We start from the raw sequence: 16429 nt of genomic DNA on the forward strand, positions 1-16429 counted from the left end.
TCTACTCTATATGAGATACGATGTCACCTAACGCTTCTTTTTGCTTTTCAACAAGTTGGAAGATCCCTTGTTCCGCAGCATCAAGTAGTTCATTTAATTCTGCTCTGCTAAACGTCGCTTCTTCTCCAGTTCCTTGCACTTCAACAAACTGACCTTTTCCAGTCATAATAACGTTCATATCAACATCCGCTTTAGAATCTTCGGCATAATTTAAATCTAAAACGACACCTTGCTCTTCAACAACACCTACTGACGTTGCCGCTAAATAATCTTTTACAGGAATTTTAGATACTTTGTCTGCTTGCAATAATTTTTCAAAAGCTAATACCATCGCTACATAAGCACCTGTAATTGAAGCTGTTCTCGTTCCGCCATCCGCTTGAATTACATCACAGTCAATCCAAACCGTTCTTTCGCCAAGCGCTTCTAAATCGACAACCGCACGTAATGCTCGTCCAATTAAACGCTGGATTTCCATTGTACGCCCTGTTACTTTCCCTTTACTTGACTCCCTGATTGTACGTTGCTCTGTCGCACGTGGAATCATTGAGTATTCTGCTGTTACCCAGCCTTTTCCTTCTCCACGCATAAACGGCGGTACACGCTCTTCAATTGTCGCTGAACAAATTACCTTTGTATCCCCAACTTCAATTAGTACCGATCCCTCTGGATGTTTTAAATAATTTGTATGAATATGTATATGGCGTAACTCTGCTTGTCCTCTACCATCTACTCGCATAAAAATAACCCCCTCATAAATACTCTCATTAGTATAGCCAAATTTAAATGTACGATATGTATAACAATAAAAGAAGGGGAACTCAAAAAGCAATCCCCCTTTCTTACATAATTATATCAAATTATTCACGATTAAAAACTACCTGTATTCACGTTTTGTGGACGATCAACAGGTTTTGTTAACTTTTCACCTTTTTCATCCATCAGATTCGCTTTCCCATTCACTTCAATAGAAACATTTTTCACACCTTGTTTTTCCGTTAAAGATAAGACTAACGACTTCAATACGTAATTTGAAATCACACTCTTGTCTTGGTTCGCAAATATATTTTCATTAAAGTTTAATGTAAGATTTCCATTTTGTAATTTCGGATTCGTAATAAGCTTAACTCCTGGATTAAAATCATTCAGAAGCGATTGATGAATCGGTCCTTTTACAAGTTCATCTATAATTGCTGCATAATCATTTTCTTTCCCTTCTACAACGCGTCTTGTTACCGGTACGTAATATTGCTGCTTATTATTATTTTGCGCCATAAAGTAAAGTGTAACCGGTTTTGTATGCGTTACATCTGCTACTTGTTCATCATCAAAGTTAATTCCATTCGCACGACTTACACCTTCACCAAGCGGTGTACCCGCAACAGGCATCTTCGCTAACTTTTCACCATTTATTTGGAACTGCACTTGTTTTATTTCTGTAAATTGAGTCAAAGTCCACGCTACTGATTCAACAATTTGACGCTCTTCTTCCTTTGAATAATTTTTCATTTCTTTAGAGAAATCAATTACCGCTGTCCCACCTTTTTTCAAATCCAAGGTCATCGTCGTATTCGCTGGAAGGACTGCTCGAAATCCATTCGGCAATAAATTTGTGACTGGTCCATCTTTCACAAGATACTCTAACGTTTGCTTTACAACTTCATTCGCTTTCGGAGTAGGCATTGCAATAGTTTGCGGTACGACATATCCATTTTTATCAACGAGGTATAACTCTCTATTTACTGTTTGCCCTTGTTTATCTTTTTTAGCTGTTTCTTTCTTTTCACCTTCTGTATACGTAACTTTTTTCGGTGGATCAATTTGTTCTGTTGCTTTCTCTTGATTTAATAAGCCACACCCTGATAATAAAATCGCACTCACAGTAGCACCAACAACCCATTTAAAAGTGGATTTAGGCATGCCATTCCCCCCTAAAATCTAAGTTTGTACTATTATGTATACGAGCTGTTTCATATTTTAGAACAAGCTATAGCTACTTACACAGAAAAAACCCCTGATTTCTCAGGAGTTCTCTTATATGAATCTACTATTATTCTGTTTCTAAATTAATATGCTTCACATTTTCAATCGGCTGACCAAACCACTTTGATGCAATTTCTTTAAACAGACCTATTTTACCAGTCGTTAAGAAGAGGTGATCACTTTGTTCTTCTCCCTCGTTTAACATCTTACTATGGTATAAAATCGTACTTACCTCACGAGCTGTTTCATCACCCGAACTAATTAATTGCACTTGATCTCCCATTACCTTTTTTATAACAGGACCTAAAATCGGATAATGTGTACACCCTAAAATAAGTGTATCAATGTCTGTACTTTTCAACGGTTGCAATGTTGCTCTTACAACCTCATACGCCATTTCGCTTTCGAAATTCCCACTCTCTACAAGCTCAACGAAAGGTGGGCACGCTAAACTTTCTACCATAACACGGTTATTAATAGATTTTAGCGCCTCTTCATAGGCACCACTTTTTACTGTTCCAATCGTCCCAATAATCCCAACATGATACGTATTTGTCACTTTTAAAGCTGTACGTGATCCTGGATGAATAACTCCAACTACTGGAATTGGCAACTGTTTCTGCATTTCTTCCAACACAACCGCAGTTGCTGTATTACACGCAATCACTAACATTTTGATATTTAAATCTAATAAATGCTCCGTCATTTCCCACGTAAATTGACGCACTTCTTCACGAGAACGCGGACCATAAGGGCAACGTGCTGTATCCCCTAAATATATAATACGCTCTTTCGGCAACTGACGAATTAATTCCTTCGCTACTGTTAAACCGCCAACTCCTGAATCGATTACACCGATCGCTCTATTCAACTTAATCACCCGTTTTCTCATTCATCATCTTATTTTATGTTTATCATTATATTTTACGCACTTTAAGTTCGCTCACTTAAAATGCTCCTGTATGAAATTTTTTTATCTGTATCTGCATAGACTAGGACCTTTTTTATTTTGCTCCTTTTTTTCATAATTTGCAAGACAGAAAAATAAACGATCCTCTATATGAAAATCGGTTTCTTCTATATAAAATACGTATTCATTACGACACTTTTCTCTGAACAGAAGACATTCCTATTAATAAGAAGAAATGAGCAGAAAGTAAACTCCCCACCACTCAGTATCTCTTACAAGCTTACTTGAAGTGGGGACTTCTCGGTTCATCGTTACTTTTGATAGTTAACGAATTTGCCTTAGGACAGCCGAGCTAACTCCCTTGTTCCAAAGGTTATTTCTTACCATTTATATCAATTTATTTCAATTTCAATCTAGGCTATACATAAAAGTACCCACTACCTTTGTTAGTAGCGGGTACTTTTTCTATAATTTATTTACAGCTCTTTTTATAGCCTTACCTATTTCTATACTAGACTGCGGATTTTGCCCTGTAATTAAATGCCCATCTACTACTACATGTGGTGTGAAATTTGGAGCAACATAAAACAAAGCCCCTTCTTCTTTCAATTTACTTTCTAATAAAAACGGCACTCTCTTTTCTAAATGTACAGCTTTTTCTTCATCGTTTGTATAACCTGTTATACGCTTACCGGCAACAAAAAACGAGCCATCTTTATTTTTCACACCGACCAAAGAACTTACTCCGTGACAAACAGCCGCTACAATCCGGTTATTGTTGTACATGTTCTCAATCAAATTCGCTACATATGGATTACCAGGAAAATCCACAATAGCCCCGTGTCCACCACCAAATAAAACTGCATCATAATCTAAAAAGTGAACAGTAGATATTGGTTTTGTATTTTGCAACAAAGAAGCGACATGCTTAAATTCACGAGGTATACCATTTGGAATTGATACTCTATCAATAGGCACCCTTCCACCTTCTATAGATACAAGATCAACATCGAACTTAGCCTTTTTAAATAAATTATACGGAGCTGCGAGTTCTTCAAGCCATAAACCAGTCGGGTGTCCATTCATATCATGAGCGCTTGTTGAAACTAATAATACTCTTTTCAACACATCCCCTCCTTACTACCTATTTATGTATGAAACATTCTTATCATTCATATAGCACGTGAAACAGACAGAAAAATAGCCGACTCTTCATATAAAAGTCGGCTGCTTTCTTATAGTTCGAGTTCTCCCATACGAAGAAGCTCTACAACTGCTTGTGAACGTCCTTTAACCCCTAGCTTTTGCATTGCGTTTGAAATGTGATTGCGTACTGTTTTTTCACTTATAAAAAGTTCACCTGCAATTTCCTTCGTCGTTTTATCTTGAACGAGTAATTCAAATACTTCTCTTTCTCTCTTTGTGAGTAACGGTTTAGATTGATACGCTTTTTCCTTCAACTGGTATAACCCTCCTTGCTTAAGCCAGAGCTGTATATGTGTAAGTTGGGTGTTTATTTAGTCAAGATATTGTATGAACGAAATGTGCAGGTGGTGAATGAAAATGGGCTTTATTTCTTATGTTATTTTAGACTTTTATACAGTGCATACACTCGATTTATCCACTTACTTTCCAGTACGCCATATTTGTTCTAGCAATATACTTACAACAGTACCTACAAACAAACCATTACCGAATACATATTGCATAACAGAAGGCAATGATTGAAGTGCTCCAGACGGTAAAAACATAACGCCGCAGCCAAACAATACCGCGACTCCTAAGAGCCTGTTTATAGTCTTATCTTTTTATTAAAATAGCGAGAAATCCTAGGACAACCATTTGTTTACTTGTTTCTAGTTTTCTCTCTACATTTTTGAACAATCGTCTGTATTTTTCTAACCAAGCAAATGAGCGCTCTACGATCCATCTTTTAGGGATCACTTGAAATTGATGCAATTCGGACCGCTGGGCAACTTGTACTTCAGCATTCAATAGCTTTTGAATTTCTTTTTGAAACTTTTCTCCTGTGTACCCACCATCCGTGAGGATGGCTTCTATGGTTTCTTTCAATTCAGGATATTGCTCGTACATTTCGAGTGCGCCTTTTCGATCTGTGACATTGGCAGTGGTAACATGGATTGCATGGGGAAATCCAAGAATATCTACACTGATATGTCGTTTAATACCAGAAACTTTCTTACCACCATCATAACCTTTTTGTTCAGCCGTATCTGCATTCTTAACACTTTGGGCATCGACAATATTAAAGCTAGAGCTTTTGGGGCGATTCACTGCTTCCCTTATTTGCCCAACAATTTTTTTAATAAGGTCTCTAATAGACTACTACCTTCGGCATTGGATTTACTCCATTTTGCATAGTAGCGGTAAACATTTTGCCATTTGGGATAATCTTTTGGTAAAGCACGCCACTGGCAGCCTGTACTCAGAACATAGAGTAGTGCATTGAACACATCATAAAGGTCATACTTTCGCGGACTTGTGCGTTTGCTAAACGTTTCTAGTTCCTCACGAATGATCTCGAATTTTTCACGGCTGATATCACTTGGATAAGACATACACTCATCTCCTGTTTTTGCATACATCCTAACATATTTATAAGACTATAAACAGGCTCTAAGATCGTTACATTCCGTTCGCTAAGTGGCACTTGTTTTATATTATGAAATCCAATTCCAATGAGTTGCACGAACGAAGCCATTAAAACCGCAGATGCGACCGCGGATGGCAGAGAGGCTAAATAACGAATAATACTTGGAAATAGCGACATAACGACTAATAGTACACAGGCCAATAAGAATGAACGCATATACTTTTGATTTGTTAAACGTATGAAACCTGCTGTTGCCGGTAATGGAACGACACCTACTGTTGAAAATAAAGAAGAAATCATATGCGAAATCCCTCCAACCCACGTACCGTTTCTCAACTGTTTTTGTTCAATAGTCGCTTTATGAATGGTAGCTTGATTAATTGCTATAATAGCTGCCACTGTATTTGAAACTAAAATACATACCATAACGAAACTTGATACAGCCATACCTGTATTCCATTTTGGAAGTCCCCAAGCAAATATATGTGGAAATTGTACAAAATGAGTTACTTGAGACGGAATCGTCACTTTCCCTACGATCAGAAAAATAATCCAACCGCTAATCAATCCTATTAAAACCGCATAACTTTTAACAAAACCTTTTCCAAAATTCGAAAGTATGACTACGAACAAAAATATGCCAAAAGCGATCAATGCTGTAAATCCATCAATTTGAGAAACAGTAGCTGTAATTCCTAACATTCCTTTTAAAAATACACCACTTAATTGCAAACATAATAGAAGCAAGAACGTCCCTGTAACGAGCGGTGTAAATAAAAATAAAATGCGCCCTATAAAACCCGTTACCCCTAATCCTATTAAAATAACTCCGGAAATCATCATCCCTAATTCTAATATTTGCAACGTACTATGTAGTTGATCCTGCCCGACAGTTGCATAAGCAAGTACGGTAAATACACCAACCCAAGATCCAGCTGGCCCATCCGCAATTGGTAATCTATGCCCAATCCATCCTTGTAAAAAAGAAGATATACCCACTACAAAAAACGTACGCTGCATTAAATAAAATACTTCTTCCGTCGTAAGATGAAATAATCCGCCAACGACAATTGGTAGTGCGATCGAATTCGCTAATAAAAAAATAAACCATTGCAAGGTTCCCATAATATGATTTTGGTTATGTTGATTGTCCAAATTTTTCATCCTTTCTAGCTTTCCTATAAGGAAGTATAGCGTTATCCTGCTTCTACTAAACAAAAAAGAAGAGTTCTATTTTCACGATTAGAACCCTTCTCAAAACATTTAAATGATTCCTCTATACAAGATTATCCGATTTTACTTTCTTTAAATCCCCTATAACAACATTCCCTTTATGCATAACTACACACTTATCGGTTTGACGTGCTACTGCTTCAGCGACACATGTTGCATTCGTCAAAACAAAGCTCGCTTCATCCCCTACATTTGGCCACGCTCGCTTCCCTTCATTATTTAACGTTTCTTTTCCTCCCGTAATAAAGCGCAGCGCTTTTCCTAAAGATCTTTCGTCACTCCATCCAAAACGCTCTGCTAATCGATTTACCTTTTGAAGCATATCACCTGTTCCGAACGGTGACCAATGATCTGTAATACTATCATTTCCTAATGAAACTTTAACACCCTTTTTATCTAATAATGGAATTGGGATTACCTGTTTACCAATTGGCACGGTTGAAGTAATATCAATTTTTAAAGCTGCTAGTCTTTCTGCCACTTCTTCAGCTTCTTTATCAGTAACACCACCAAGTCCAAGCGCATGACTAATTGTTACACGACCTTGCCACCCTGCTTCTTCTGTTAGACTTGCCAATCTCTTCATCGTAAACATACCAAGGTTATTCGCATCATGCAGATGAATATCAACATCCGCATTAAACTCTACTGCGATATCCATAATCGTATGTAATGATTTTTCAATGTCATTATCTACTGTAGCTGGATCCACTCCGCCGACTAGATGCGCACCCATACGCATCGCATTTTTCACAAGTTGCACAGAATTACTGCGCAATAATCCATGTTGCGGAAAAGCAACGATTCTACCAGACAATCGATCTTTATATGTTTCTAAAGCCGCTAACGTTGCTTCCAAATTACGAAGTCCAATAATCGGATCAACATTACAATGTGTTCTAATATTCGTTGCACCATTTTGGAGCAATAATTCTAACATATTTTCCGCCCTATGTTGAGCAGTTGCTAATTGCTTTGGCAAAATCGTTTCTTCTTCTTTAAAACGCGTAAAAATATTTTCTGCTGGCACACTAGCTTTCCAAGGACCACTATAATATGTTTTATCAATATGAATGTGCATCTCTTCGAAAGCTGGCAAAATTAATAAGCGATTGGCATCAAGAGTTACTATCCCTTCTTCTTGTACAACACCCGCTATGATTTTTTTAATTCGTCCATCATCAATGAGTAAACTACATAATTCTGTTTCTGTTTGTGAAATTTCTCCTTCTTCATATGTATACCCTGATTCAAGCATTACATTAGTCAACCAATATACTGTCATCTCTATTTCCCCACCCTTTATTAAAAATCATCTCATACCTCTTACTATAATTTTAATATCAACTGAAAATTAAGACAATTAATACGACTGTTTCCTCAAAAAAATGTAATACAACCTCATAGTCTTCTCATAAAATTCCATATAGAATAGAAGTATACAGTTTGCTATAAAAAGGAGTGGATTGGACAATGTCAAAAAGATTATATAAATCCGAAACTGATAAAATGTTATTTGGTGTATGTGGTGGTTTAGGAGAATATTTTGATATTAGCTCTACTCTCATTCGCATACTTTGGGTTATTGCTATTTTATGTTTTGGAACGGGTTTTTTAGTTTATTTCATTTGTTTATTACTTATGCCACGCTCTTACTAATAACTTCATTCAATACATTTGAACAAAACGTATAAAAAATCCCCTATAGTTTTTTCTATAGGGGATTTTTTCATGAAGAGTATTTCATCGTTAAATGTAATACTGCCACTTCATCTTCTTCATTCTTATAACTATGTTTCTTATTCGCTTCAAATTGAATGGAGTCAAACTCATTTAGCTCATACACATCATTCTCCACTTGAATAGATACTTTCCCTTTCATTACCGTTACAAGCTCAATAGCACCTTCATGATGAGCTTCCGGTTCATATATACTATTCGCTCTTAAACAAGCACGGTGCATTTCCATCCCTGTTTCTTTCGTGTAACGGAACATCGTTTCTAAATGCCATGCTTGTCCTACATCTACTGCAAATCCCTCTCCGCAGCGCGCAACAGCTACAGGTTCTCCAACAACCATTAATCTTGATAAAGGAATCGATAACCCTTTCGTTATTTTCCAAATGACAGCTAACGTTGGATTCGTTTCCCCTCTTTCGATTTTTCCTAATGTCAATTTACTAACCCCTGTTTTTTGGGCTAATTCTTCTAAACTTAGTTTTTGTTCATTTCGAATTTGTCTTAATAACTGACCTACTTGCTGGATCACTTCTTTTGTTTGCATATCCTCATTTTCTTTCATCTATAAAACCACCTTAAAATATAAAATAGTTTACTTTTATTGCACTTAAGTATATTATACTATACATAATTATTTAATTCCGAAAGGAGTGCTATATTTCATGCGCGCAATATTATTAGGCCTTTTATCATCAGCCTTCTTTTCTGCAACCTTTATTATTAATAGAGCGATGAACGTATCTGGAACAAGCTGGGCTTGGACAGCTTCCTTCCGTTTTTTATTTGCTCTCCCTATTTTATTCCTTATCGTTTTATTTCGCAAAAACTTAAGGGGGTTATGGGCAGAGTTAAAGAAACATCCATTTGCATGGATCGGATGGGGTTCCGTTGCAGGGATTGGTTTCTATTCTTTATTAAGTTTCGCCGCTGTCTTCTCTCCAGCTTGGCTCGTTGCTGGAACTTGGCAAGTTACTATATTAGCAGGTTTGCTTTTATCGCCATTATTTTTCATTAAAATAGAAACAAAATCAGGTACAAAACTTGTACGTGGAAAAATTCCACTACGCAGTTTATACGTCGCTTTATTTATTTTACTTGGTGTAATTTGTATGCAAGCGACTGAAGCAGGCCACATTACAATGAATCAGTTCATTTCAGGCTTTTTACCTGTCGTTTTAGCAGCTTTCTTATATCCCTTCGGCAACCGAAAAATGATGGAACTTGTTGGCGGACGTCTTGATACATTCCAACGTGTATTAGGAATGGCAATTGGAAGTCTTCCTATTACAATTCTCCTTGGGATATACGGATTTTCCACTACTGGTATTCCATCATCAACTCAAATGCTTCAAGGATTTTTGTTAGCACTATGTTCTGGAGTTATTGCGACGATGACATTTTTCTTTGCTACTGATTTAGCAAAAGACAATCTTGCTTTACTTGGAGCTGTTGAAGCAACACAAGCTGGAACGATGGTCTTTACCGTGCTTGGTGAGATTATTTTCTTAAATGGTTCATTCCCTAGTGGTCTGTCACTGATTGGGATGATTATTATCATGTTAGGAATGGTCGTAAATAGCGTTTTAAACCGTTCTGTTCCAGTTATTAAACAAAAAAATCGGCATAAAAATAGATATGGTTCTTCTTCATAGAACCATATCTATTTTTATTGTCTCCCTATTTCGCCTTATCAGAATAGTATTTCATTAGCTGTTTATACTAAAACTTATGTTATAATACGTTTCATGCGCATTAATAGGAGGTAAATTATGTTAAAAAAAGCAATCGCTGAATTTATTGGTACATTTGTACTTGTATTATTCGGAACTGGAGTAGCTGTTACTGGCGGCGGAATTGAAGGAATTGGAACACTAGGTATCGCTATGGCTTTCGGTCTATCTATTGTAGCTATGGCATATAGCATTGGAACAATTTCTGGATGTCACATTAACCCAGCAGTATCAATCGCTATGTTCATCAACAAAAGAATGAACGCTATGGAACTTTGTTATTATGTATTAGCTCAAATTTTAGGTGGTTTATTAGGAACTGCAACGTTAGTAACAATTTTACGCTCTGCTAAAACACCTTTAGATAATTTAGGACAAAATAGTTTTGGAACTCTTGGTTTATCTGGAGCATTTCTAGTTGAATTCATTTTAACTTTCGTATTTGTTTTAGTTATCGTTGCTGTAACTGGTAAAAAAGGAAGTTCTTCTTTAGCTGGACTAGTAATTGGTTTCACATTAGTATTAATTCACTTATTAGGCATTCCGTTAACTGGAACATCTGTTAACCCAGCTCGTAGTATCGCACCAGCTCTATTCGCTGGCGGAGAAGCACTTTCTCAACTATGGGTATTCATCGTTGCCCCAATTCTTGGTGGTATCGTAGCAGCTGTTGTAGGAAAGTTTATTTTAAATACTGAAAAATAGAATTTTCAATATTTCCGAATAAAAAAAGCGAGCCCTCATTATGAGGAAGCTCGCTTTTTTATTTTTTAATTTTCGACTTTAAATTTGTAACTAACTGCTCTACCGTTACATTTGCAAGTACGTTTTCCATCGCTTCTTGCGATTGCATTAAAACAATCTCTAATACCGATTGAATATTAGCTCCTACTGGACATTCAATGTTGGGATTTTCATGGAAAGAAAATAGATGTCCTTCTTCTACAACTTCCACAGCTTTATATACATCAAGTAATGTAATTTCATCTAAATCACGAGCAAGTGTCGTACCACCTTTACCAGCTTGTACATCAACAAGTCCTGCTCTCTTCAGCATTCCTGTAATGCGACGAATCACAACTGGATTTGTATTCACACTACCAGCAATCCATTCAGAGGTACAGCGAGAGTTTCGATCTATCGCAAGTAACGTTAACATATGAACACCTACTGTAAAACGACTACTAATTCCCATCTGCACACCCTCCTTTTTATTCATTCTATTAAAAGACAACTCTTATTATTATATACTATTTTTAATTTATACATAAAGAAAAAGCATGATTCCATTAGAAAATCATGCTTTTCTCCCATTATTGACGCTTTATAAATTTCGCTAAATCTTTAAACTTCACTTTGTCGGAGTAATTCATTACACCGTTTACGTAGATACGGCTTGTAACAGCGTTTAATATACCGATTGTCGCCAATAAGACTACTAATGTTATCGTAATTTCCAACATACCTGCTTCACCAGCTACAATCCGTGAAAATGTGACCATAGGAGTAAAGAACGGAACATATGAACTTACAACAACGATAGTACTATTCGGATCACTTAATGATTTAATACTAATAAAGAATGCAGCCATGATTAAAATCATTACTGGGAAAGATACAGCTTGTAAATCCTCCGTCTTAGACACGACAGCTCCAGCAGCTGCATACATCATCGCATATAGTAAATACCCCGTAATGAAATACACAAGGAACATGCTTATAACCTTTGCATCTAATTTGGTAAAGTCAATTGGAATACCAAATAATGAGGCACTTTCTAAATCGACCCAACCTAACAAATAAGGAATAAGGTAACCACACGCCAATATTACAAGTTGCAATAACGCCGTTGAAACAACCGCTAAGATTTTCGCATACATCATCGTAAGTGGCTTTACTTTCGGAAGCATTACTTCCATTACACGTGACGCCTTTTCAGATGCAATATTCATTGCAATTGTATTTCCGAAAGCTACAATAAACATATACAAAGCAAATGTAAAGAAATACGCAATTCCGAAAGAAGATGTACGATCTTTTATCGCTTCTTGCTTCACTTGAATTTCTGCTTGTAATTGCTGCGCAATTTCTGGTGAAACATTATTTTTTGCAATCGTCACCATCGTATATTGTTGTTTTAAATAGCCTGCCATAATTGCAGAAGTTGCTTGGCTTGGAAATCCATTATACATATATGTAACCGCTGGAGTCCCATCCTTTTCCGTCACATGGAATAGACCATCTAAATCACCTTCTTCTACTTGCTTATGCAGTTTATCAAAATCATCCTTTGAACCAACCGTTATTTTTGCTGATGGCAATAGCTTATTTAGCTCTTCTTTTTGTACTTTGTATGTGGAGCTCTCTACTACAACTGCAATTTTATCTTTATCCTTATTTTTATCATCACCTGAAGTAAAATGATTAAATGCAAAAATCCCAAACACAACTAAAAATAAAATCGCACTCGTAATTAATGATTTTTTAGATAAAAACGCTTCCCTAAAATAAAATGAAAATACATGAGAAAATTTACGCATCGTTATTTCGCCCTCTCTACAAAGATTTCGTTCAACGTTGGCTCTAACATTTTAAATTGTCGTAAGCTAACACCTTGTTCTTGCAATTGTTGCAAAATCTTTAGAGCTTCTGCATCGTCTTGTACTTTTACATAAAGAAGGCCTTGTTGTTTTTCATACGGGACTTGTATAGCTTCTAATCCCTTTTCATTCTCTGCTATATCTTCAATCGTTAAATTACGGAAACCGTATTCCTTCTTAATATCACTTAACTGTCCCTCTACAACTGCTTCACCCTTTTTCAAAATACATACATGCTGGCAAAAAACCTCTACTTGCTCCATACGGTGACTTGATAAAATAATTGTCTTTCCGCTCTGTACTTGTTCTCCAATAATACTAGCTAGCATTCCAGCATTAACTGGATCAAGTCCGCTAAAGGGTTCATCCAAAATAAGGAGTTCTGGATCGTGAAGAAGAGCAGCTATCAATTGAATTTTTTGCTGATTCCCTTTTGAAAGTTCTCCAGCCGTTTTAAATTTATATTCTGGAATTGCTAAGCGTTCTAACCAGTAATCAATTGCAAGATCCACTTCTTTTTTCGTCATTCCTTCTAATCTACCAAAATATCGCAACTGATCTATTACTCTACTTTTTGTATATAGTCCTCTTTCTTCTGGTAAATATCCAATTGTTACCCCGCTATCACCAAATGTTTTTCCATCCCACGTAATAGAACCTTCATTTGGCGTTAATAAACCTAGTAACATTTTAATTGTCGTTGTTTTCCCTGCACCATTTCGGCCAAGTAACCCTAACACTTCACCTTTCGGTAACGAGATTTGCAAACCATTAACTGCTTTAGATTCTCCGAATATTTTTGTTAAGTTTTGAATTTGTAAACTCAATGTATAAAGCCTCCCCTTTAGTATCATTCGTACCCTCTGTTAAAGCCTATGATTGTTCAGGATGAAATATAGTACTATATTTCATTCTCTTATATGTATCGCTACACCTAACCCATCATTTGTTTCATTTAGTTAAAATTGTAAATAAAAATCCTGTTTTCGTCAATTATACTTGTCATTACGACAATAAAACTTGTCAAAACAATTATTATTATTTGACTCATCTTTCTAATATAAGACAAACTACTACATATACAAAAGACAATATGCAAATGTTCATATAAAAATATTATATTTTAATATATAATATAAAATGATTTTCTAACATCAAGGAGGATACATATGAAGATGAAGAGGGGTATTACCACTTTATTATCTGTAGCCGTTCTTTCCACATCGCTTGTAGCATGTTCAGGAACAGCTGAGAAAACAGTGGCGAAAGAAGAAAAAGTAAAATTAACAGACCAGCAATTGATGGCTGATTTATGGTATCAAACAGCTGGTGAAACGAAAGCACTTTATTACCAAGGATACAATATTGGTCAATTAAAGCTTGATGCAGCTCTTGCAAAAGGCACAGAAAAAAAACCTGCTATCGTACTTGATTTAGATGAAACTGTTTTAGATAACAGTCCTCATCAAGCTATGAGCGTAAAAACAGGAAAAGGCTATCCTTACAAATGGGACGATTGGATTAATAAGGCTGAAGCTGAAGCCCTTCCAGGCGCAATTGATTTCTTAAAATATACAGAGTCTAAAGGTGTAGATATTTACTACATCTCAAATCGTAAAACGAATCAACTAGATGCAACTATTAAAAACCTTGAGCGCGTAGGTGCTCCTCAAGCAACGAAAGAACATATATTACTACAAGACCCGAAAGAAAAAGGAAAAGAAAAACGCCGTGAACTCGTTTCTCAAACACATGATATTGTTTTATTCTTCGGTGATAACTTATCTGATTTCACTGGTTTTGATGGAAAATCTGTAAACGATCGTAATCAAGCAGTGGAAGAATCAAAAGCACAATTTGGTGAGAAATTCATCATTTTCCCTAACCCAATGTATGGTGATTGGGAAGGCGCTTTATATGACTATAATTTCAAAAAATCAGATGCAGAAAAAGATAAAATCCGTCGTGACAACTTAAAATCATTTGATGCAAAATAACAAAGAGGATGGCTTTCGCCATCCTCTTTCATTTTCCCTTCTCTGTTAAAGGCAAGATAAACACTTCCACACGTCTATTCTTTGCCTTTCCTTCTTGTGTATCGTTCGGAGCAATTGAACGATATTCTCCGTAACCAATTGTACTAAATTTTTCTGGTTGCAATTCTTTATTTTGGAGTAATACTTGCATAAAATTAACTGCACGCTGCGTACTTAATTCCCAATTCGATGCAAACTGCGCATTGGCAATCGGGACATTATCAGTATGACCAGCTACTGTAATTTCACGAGGTGACGCTGAAACAAGTAGGTTAGACATCTCTTTTGCAATCCCTAAAGATTCTAATTTCACATCTGCTTTCCCCGAATCAAACAGCACATTCTCTAGTATTGTCACCATTAATCCCTTTTCAGTTAATTCAGTTTGAAAAGCAGAGGATAATTGCTTCTTATTAATATATTGATCAATCTTTTTTTGTAATGATTTTAACTCATCCATTTCTTTTTTTTCTTCGGCTCTAGCTTCTTTTTGTTTTTTTTCTTGTTCCGCCTCAAGGCTACTTGCTGATAATTCTTTTTCATCATTTGGCTTTTGATCACTTAAAAACTCTTTATTTCCTGTTCCACCTGCTAGTTCACTGCTAAAAGCAACTGCCATCTGTTTAAATTTCGCAGCATCTATACTACTCATTGCAAATAAAACAATAAACAATGCAAACAACAGCGTTAGCATATCAGAATACGGAATTAACCACGTTTCATCAATATGTTCGTCATGCTTTTTCTTTTTATTTCTTCTATTCTTCCTACTCCGCATTTTTTCCCGCTCCTTTTTCTAGCTTTTTACGCTCAGTTGCAGAAAGCGCACCTAAAATGCGGTTTTTCATAATAAATGGATATGTACCTTCTTGTAATATTAATAAACAATCAATAATTAAACGTTTCTTCTCTAATTCAGCGGCAGACTTTTGCTTTAATTTATTTGCAAATGGATGCCATAACACGTAACCTGAAAAGATACCGAAAATCGTTGCAATAAATGCACCTGAAATAGCATGTCCTAACTTTTCAATATCAGTTAAATTTCCAAGTGCAGCTACAAGACCAATAACAGCACCTAAAACCCCTAATGTCGGTGCATATGTACCAGCTTGAGAAAAAATTGCCGCTCCTTTTGCATGCCTTTCTTCAATTGATTCTAATTCAGCTTCTAAAATTTGTTCTAAATCTTCTGCGGATACGCCATCAATCACAAATTTCATACCACGTAAAAGAAACTCATCCTCAATTTTATCTAATTGTTGTTCTAAAGACAAAATACCGTATTTTCTACTCTCGGATGTCCAATGAACAAATAACTCTAGTAACTGTTCATAGCTTAAATCTTTTTTATTTGAACCAAAAAGAACTTTAAATAATTTTGGAACTCTTTTTAGTTGATTCATCGGAAATGCAATACATACTGCAGCAAATGTACCGACAAAAATAATTAGTGCCGCGGCAGGATTCAGTAAGGCCATTACGTCAGCGCCCTTGACGACCATTCCTACTACTACCGCCAATACTCCTAAAATGATTCCAATAATTGTTGCAAAATCCATTCCCATTCACTCCTAGTCTAT

17 protein-coding genes and 2 pseudogenes are annotated in these 16429 nt (G+C 36.1%); 4 read left to right on the plus strand and 15 right to left on the minus strand.

Features of this window, described 5'->3' with window-relative positions:
* Position 1 precedes the first annotated feature (1 nt).
* The 9 genes and pseudogenes from rph to ACP6L7_RS19315 form a co-directional block, all read right to left on the minus strand.
* Positions 2-739, minus strand: coding sequence for a ribonuclease PH (rph, locus tag ACP6L7_RS19275; RefSeq protein WP_001261778.1), 738 nt, complete (start codon positions 737-739; stop codon positions 2-4).
* Between the two features lie 131 nt (positions 740-870).
* Positions 871-1920: a GerMN domain-containing protein gene (locus ACP6L7_RS19280; RefSeq protein ID WP_097830539.1), complete on the minus strand. Its 1050-nt coding sequence runs from the start codon at positions 1918-1920 to the stop codon at positions 871-873.
* 130 nt (positions 1921-2050) lie between these two features.
* Positions 2051-2863, minus strand: a complete 813-nt coding sequence (racE, locus tag ACP6L7_RS19285) for a glutamate racemase (protein WP_000593836.1) — start codon at positions 2861-2863, stop codon at positions 2051-2053.
* A 495-nt stretch (positions 2864-3358) separates the two neighbouring features.
* Positions 3359-4021, minus strand: a complete 663-nt coding sequence (locus ACP6L7_RS19290; protein WP_097830538.1) for a type 1 glutamine amidotransferase domain-containing protein — start codon at positions 4019-4021, stop codon at positions 3359-3361.
* Between the two features lie 107 nt (positions 4022-4128).
* Complete coding sequence (gerE, locus tag ACP6L7_RS19295; protein WP_000659484.1) at positions 4129-4353, minus strand: spore germination transcription factor GerE; 225 nt, start codon at positions 4351-4353, stop codon at positions 4129-4131.
* 165 nt (positions 4354-4518) lie between these two features.
* Positions 4519-4680, minus strand: a pseudogene (locus ACP6L7_RS19300) (purine/pyrimidine permease); the annotation flags it as partial.
* Positions 4681-4693: 13 nt separating this feature from the next.
* Positions 4694-5472 (minus strand): IS5 family transposase gene (locus tag ACP6L7_RS19305; RefSeq protein WP_430529356.1). Its coding sequence is split into 2 segments (ribosomal slippage): positions 4694-5211 and positions 5211-5472, totalling 780 coding nucleotides; the frame shifts between segments, so codons are not numbered across the junction.
* 59 nt (positions 5473-5531) lie between these two features.
* Positions 5532-6671: pseudogene (locus ACP6L7_RS19310) on the minus strand (purine/pyrimidine permease); the annotation flags it as partial.
* A 112-nt stretch (positions 6672-6783) separates the two neighbouring features.
* Complete coding sequence (locus tag ACP6L7_RS19315) at positions 6784-8025, minus strand: amidohydrolase family protein (protein WP_430529357.1); 1242 nt, start codon at positions 8023-8025, stop codon at positions 6784-6786.
* Positions 8026-8213: 188 nt separating this feature from the next.
* On the opposite strand from ACP6L7_RS19315, the gene ACP6L7_RS19320 reads away from it, so the two are divergent.
* Positions 8214-8399, plus strand: coding sequence for a PspC domain-containing protein (locus ACP6L7_RS19320; protein WP_097830535.1), 186 nt, complete (start codon positions 8214-8216; stop codon positions 8397-8399).
* 70 nt (positions 8400-8469) lie between these two features.
* Here the strand turns inward: ACP6L7_RS19320 and ACP6L7_RS19325 are convergent, their stop codons facing one another.
* Entirely contained in the window at positions 8470-9042 is a 573-nt protein-coding gene (locus ACP6L7_RS19325; protein ID WP_097830534.1) for a helix-turn-helix domain-containing protein, read from the minus strand.
* Positions 9043-9142: 100 nt separating this feature from the next.
* Between ACP6L7_RS19325 and ACP6L7_RS19330 the strand changes: the two genes are divergently transcribed.
* Both ACP6L7_RS19330 and ACP6L7_RS19335 read left to right on the plus strand, forming a co-directional pair.
* Entirely contained in the window at positions 9143-10132 is a 990-nt protein-coding gene (locus tag ACP6L7_RS19330; protein WP_097830533.1) for a DMT family transporter, read from the plus strand.
* 117 nt (positions 10133-10249) lie between these two features.
* Entirely contained in the window at positions 10250-10915 is a 666-nt protein-coding gene (locus ACP6L7_RS19335; RefSeq protein WP_097830532.1) for an MIP/aquaporin family protein, read from the plus strand.
* Between the two features lie 58 nt (positions 10916-10973).
* Here ACP6L7_RS19335 and ACP6L7_RS19340 read toward each other — a convergent pair whose 3' ends face one another.
* From ACP6L7_RS19340 to ACP6L7_RS19350, 3 genes are all read right to left on the minus strand, one after another.
* Positions 10974-11405, minus strand: coding sequence for an Rrf2 family transcriptional regulator (locus tag ACP6L7_RS19340; protein WP_097830531.1), 432 nt, complete (start codon positions 11403-11405; stop codon positions 10974-10976).
* A gap of 118 nt (positions 11406-11523) precedes the next feature.
* Positions 11524-12750: an ABC transporter permease gene (locus tag ACP6L7_RS19345; RefSeq protein WP_097830530.1), complete on the minus strand. Its 1227-nt coding sequence runs from the start codon at positions 12748-12750 to the stop codon at positions 11524-11526.
* 2 nt (positions 12751-12752) lie between these two features.
* Entirely contained in the window at positions 12753-13637 is an 885-nt protein-coding gene (locus tag ACP6L7_RS19350; RefSeq protein WP_141533494.1) for an ABC transporter ATP-binding protein, read from the minus strand.
* 342 nt (positions 13638-13979) lie between these two features.
* Here ACP6L7_RS19350 and ACP6L7_RS19355 point away from each other — a divergent pair, with 342 nt between their 5' ends.
* Complete coding sequence (locus ACP6L7_RS19355; RefSeq protein WP_097830528.1) at positions 13980-14807, plus strand: 5'-nucleotidase, lipoprotein e(P4) family; 828 nt, start codon at positions 13980-13982, stop codon at positions 14805-14807.
* A 28-nt stretch (positions 14808-14835) separates the two neighbouring features.
* Here the strand turns inward: ACP6L7_RS19355 and motB are convergent, their stop codons facing one another.
* Positions 14836-15624 (minus strand): flagellar motor protein MotB, encoded by a 789-nt coding sequence (gene motB / locus ACP6L7_RS19360; protein ID WP_097830527.1) that lies wholly within the window; start codon positions 15622-15624, stop codon positions 14836-14838.
* Complete coding sequence (gene motA / locus ACP6L7_RS19365; RefSeq protein ID WP_097830526.1) at positions 15614-16408, minus strand: flagellar motor stator protein MotA; 795 nt, start codon at positions 16406-16408, stop codon at positions 15614-15616. The genes motB and motA overlap by 11 nt, the downstream gene beginning before the upstream one ends.
* Positions 16409-16429: the final 21 nt, after the last annotated feature.

The sequence above is a fragment of the Bacillus silvicola genome, from assembly GCF_050524305.1.
In the GTDB taxonomy this organism is placed as follows: Bacteria; Bacillota; Bacilli; order Bacillales; family Bacillaceae_G; genus Bacillus_A; species Bacillus_A cereus_AT.

Bases quoted from the DNA above. Each gene is read 5' to 3' on its own strand.
- rph (WP_001261778.1), bottom strand. From the start codon at position 739: ATGCGAGTAGATGGTAGAGGACAAGCAGAGTTACGCCATATACATATT.
- ACP6L7_RS19280 (WP_097830539.1), bottom strand. From the start codon at position 1,920: ATGCCTAAATCCACTTTTAAATGGGTTGTTGGTGCTACTGTGAGTGCG.
- ACP6L7_RS19315 (WP_430529357.1), bottom strand. From the start codon at position 8,025: ATGACAGTATATTGGTTGACTAATGTAATGCTTGAATCAGGGTATACA.
- ACP6L7_RS19320 (WP_097830535.1), top strand. From the start codon at position 8,214: ATGTCAAAAAGATTATATAAATCCGAAACTGATAAAATGTTATTTGGT.
- ACP6L7_RS19325 (WP_097830534.1), bottom strand. From the start codon at position 9,042: ATGAAAGAAAATGAGGATATGCAAACAAAAGAAGTGATCCAGCAAGTA.
- ACP6L7_RS19330 (WP_097830533.1), top strand. From the start codon at position 9,143: ATGCGCGCAATATTATTAGGCCTTTTATCATCAGCCTTCTTTTCTGCA.
- ACP6L7_RS19335 (WP_097830532.1), top strand. From the start codon at position 10,250: ATGTTAAAAAAAGCAATCGCTGAATTTATTGGTACATTTGTACTTGTA.
- ACP6L7_RS19340 (WP_097830531.1), bottom strand. From the start codon at position 11,405: ATGGGAATTAGTAGTCGTTTTACAGTAGGTGTTCATATGTTAACGTTA.
- ACP6L7_RS19345 (WP_097830530.1), bottom strand. From the start codon at position 12,750: ATGCGTAAATTTTCTCATGTATTTTCATTTTATTTTAGGGAAGCGTTT.
- ACP6L7_RS19355 (WP_097830528.1), top strand. From the start codon at position 13,980: ATGAAGATGAAGAGGGGTATTACCACTTTATTATCTGTAGCCGTTCTT.
- motB (WP_097830527.1), bottom strand. From the start codon at position 15,624: ATGCGGAGTAGGAAGAATAGAAGAAATAAAAAGAAAAAGCATGACGAA.
- motA (WP_097830526.1), bottom strand. From the start codon at position 16,408: ATGGATTTTGCAACAATTATTGGAATCATTTTAGGAGTATTGGCGGTA.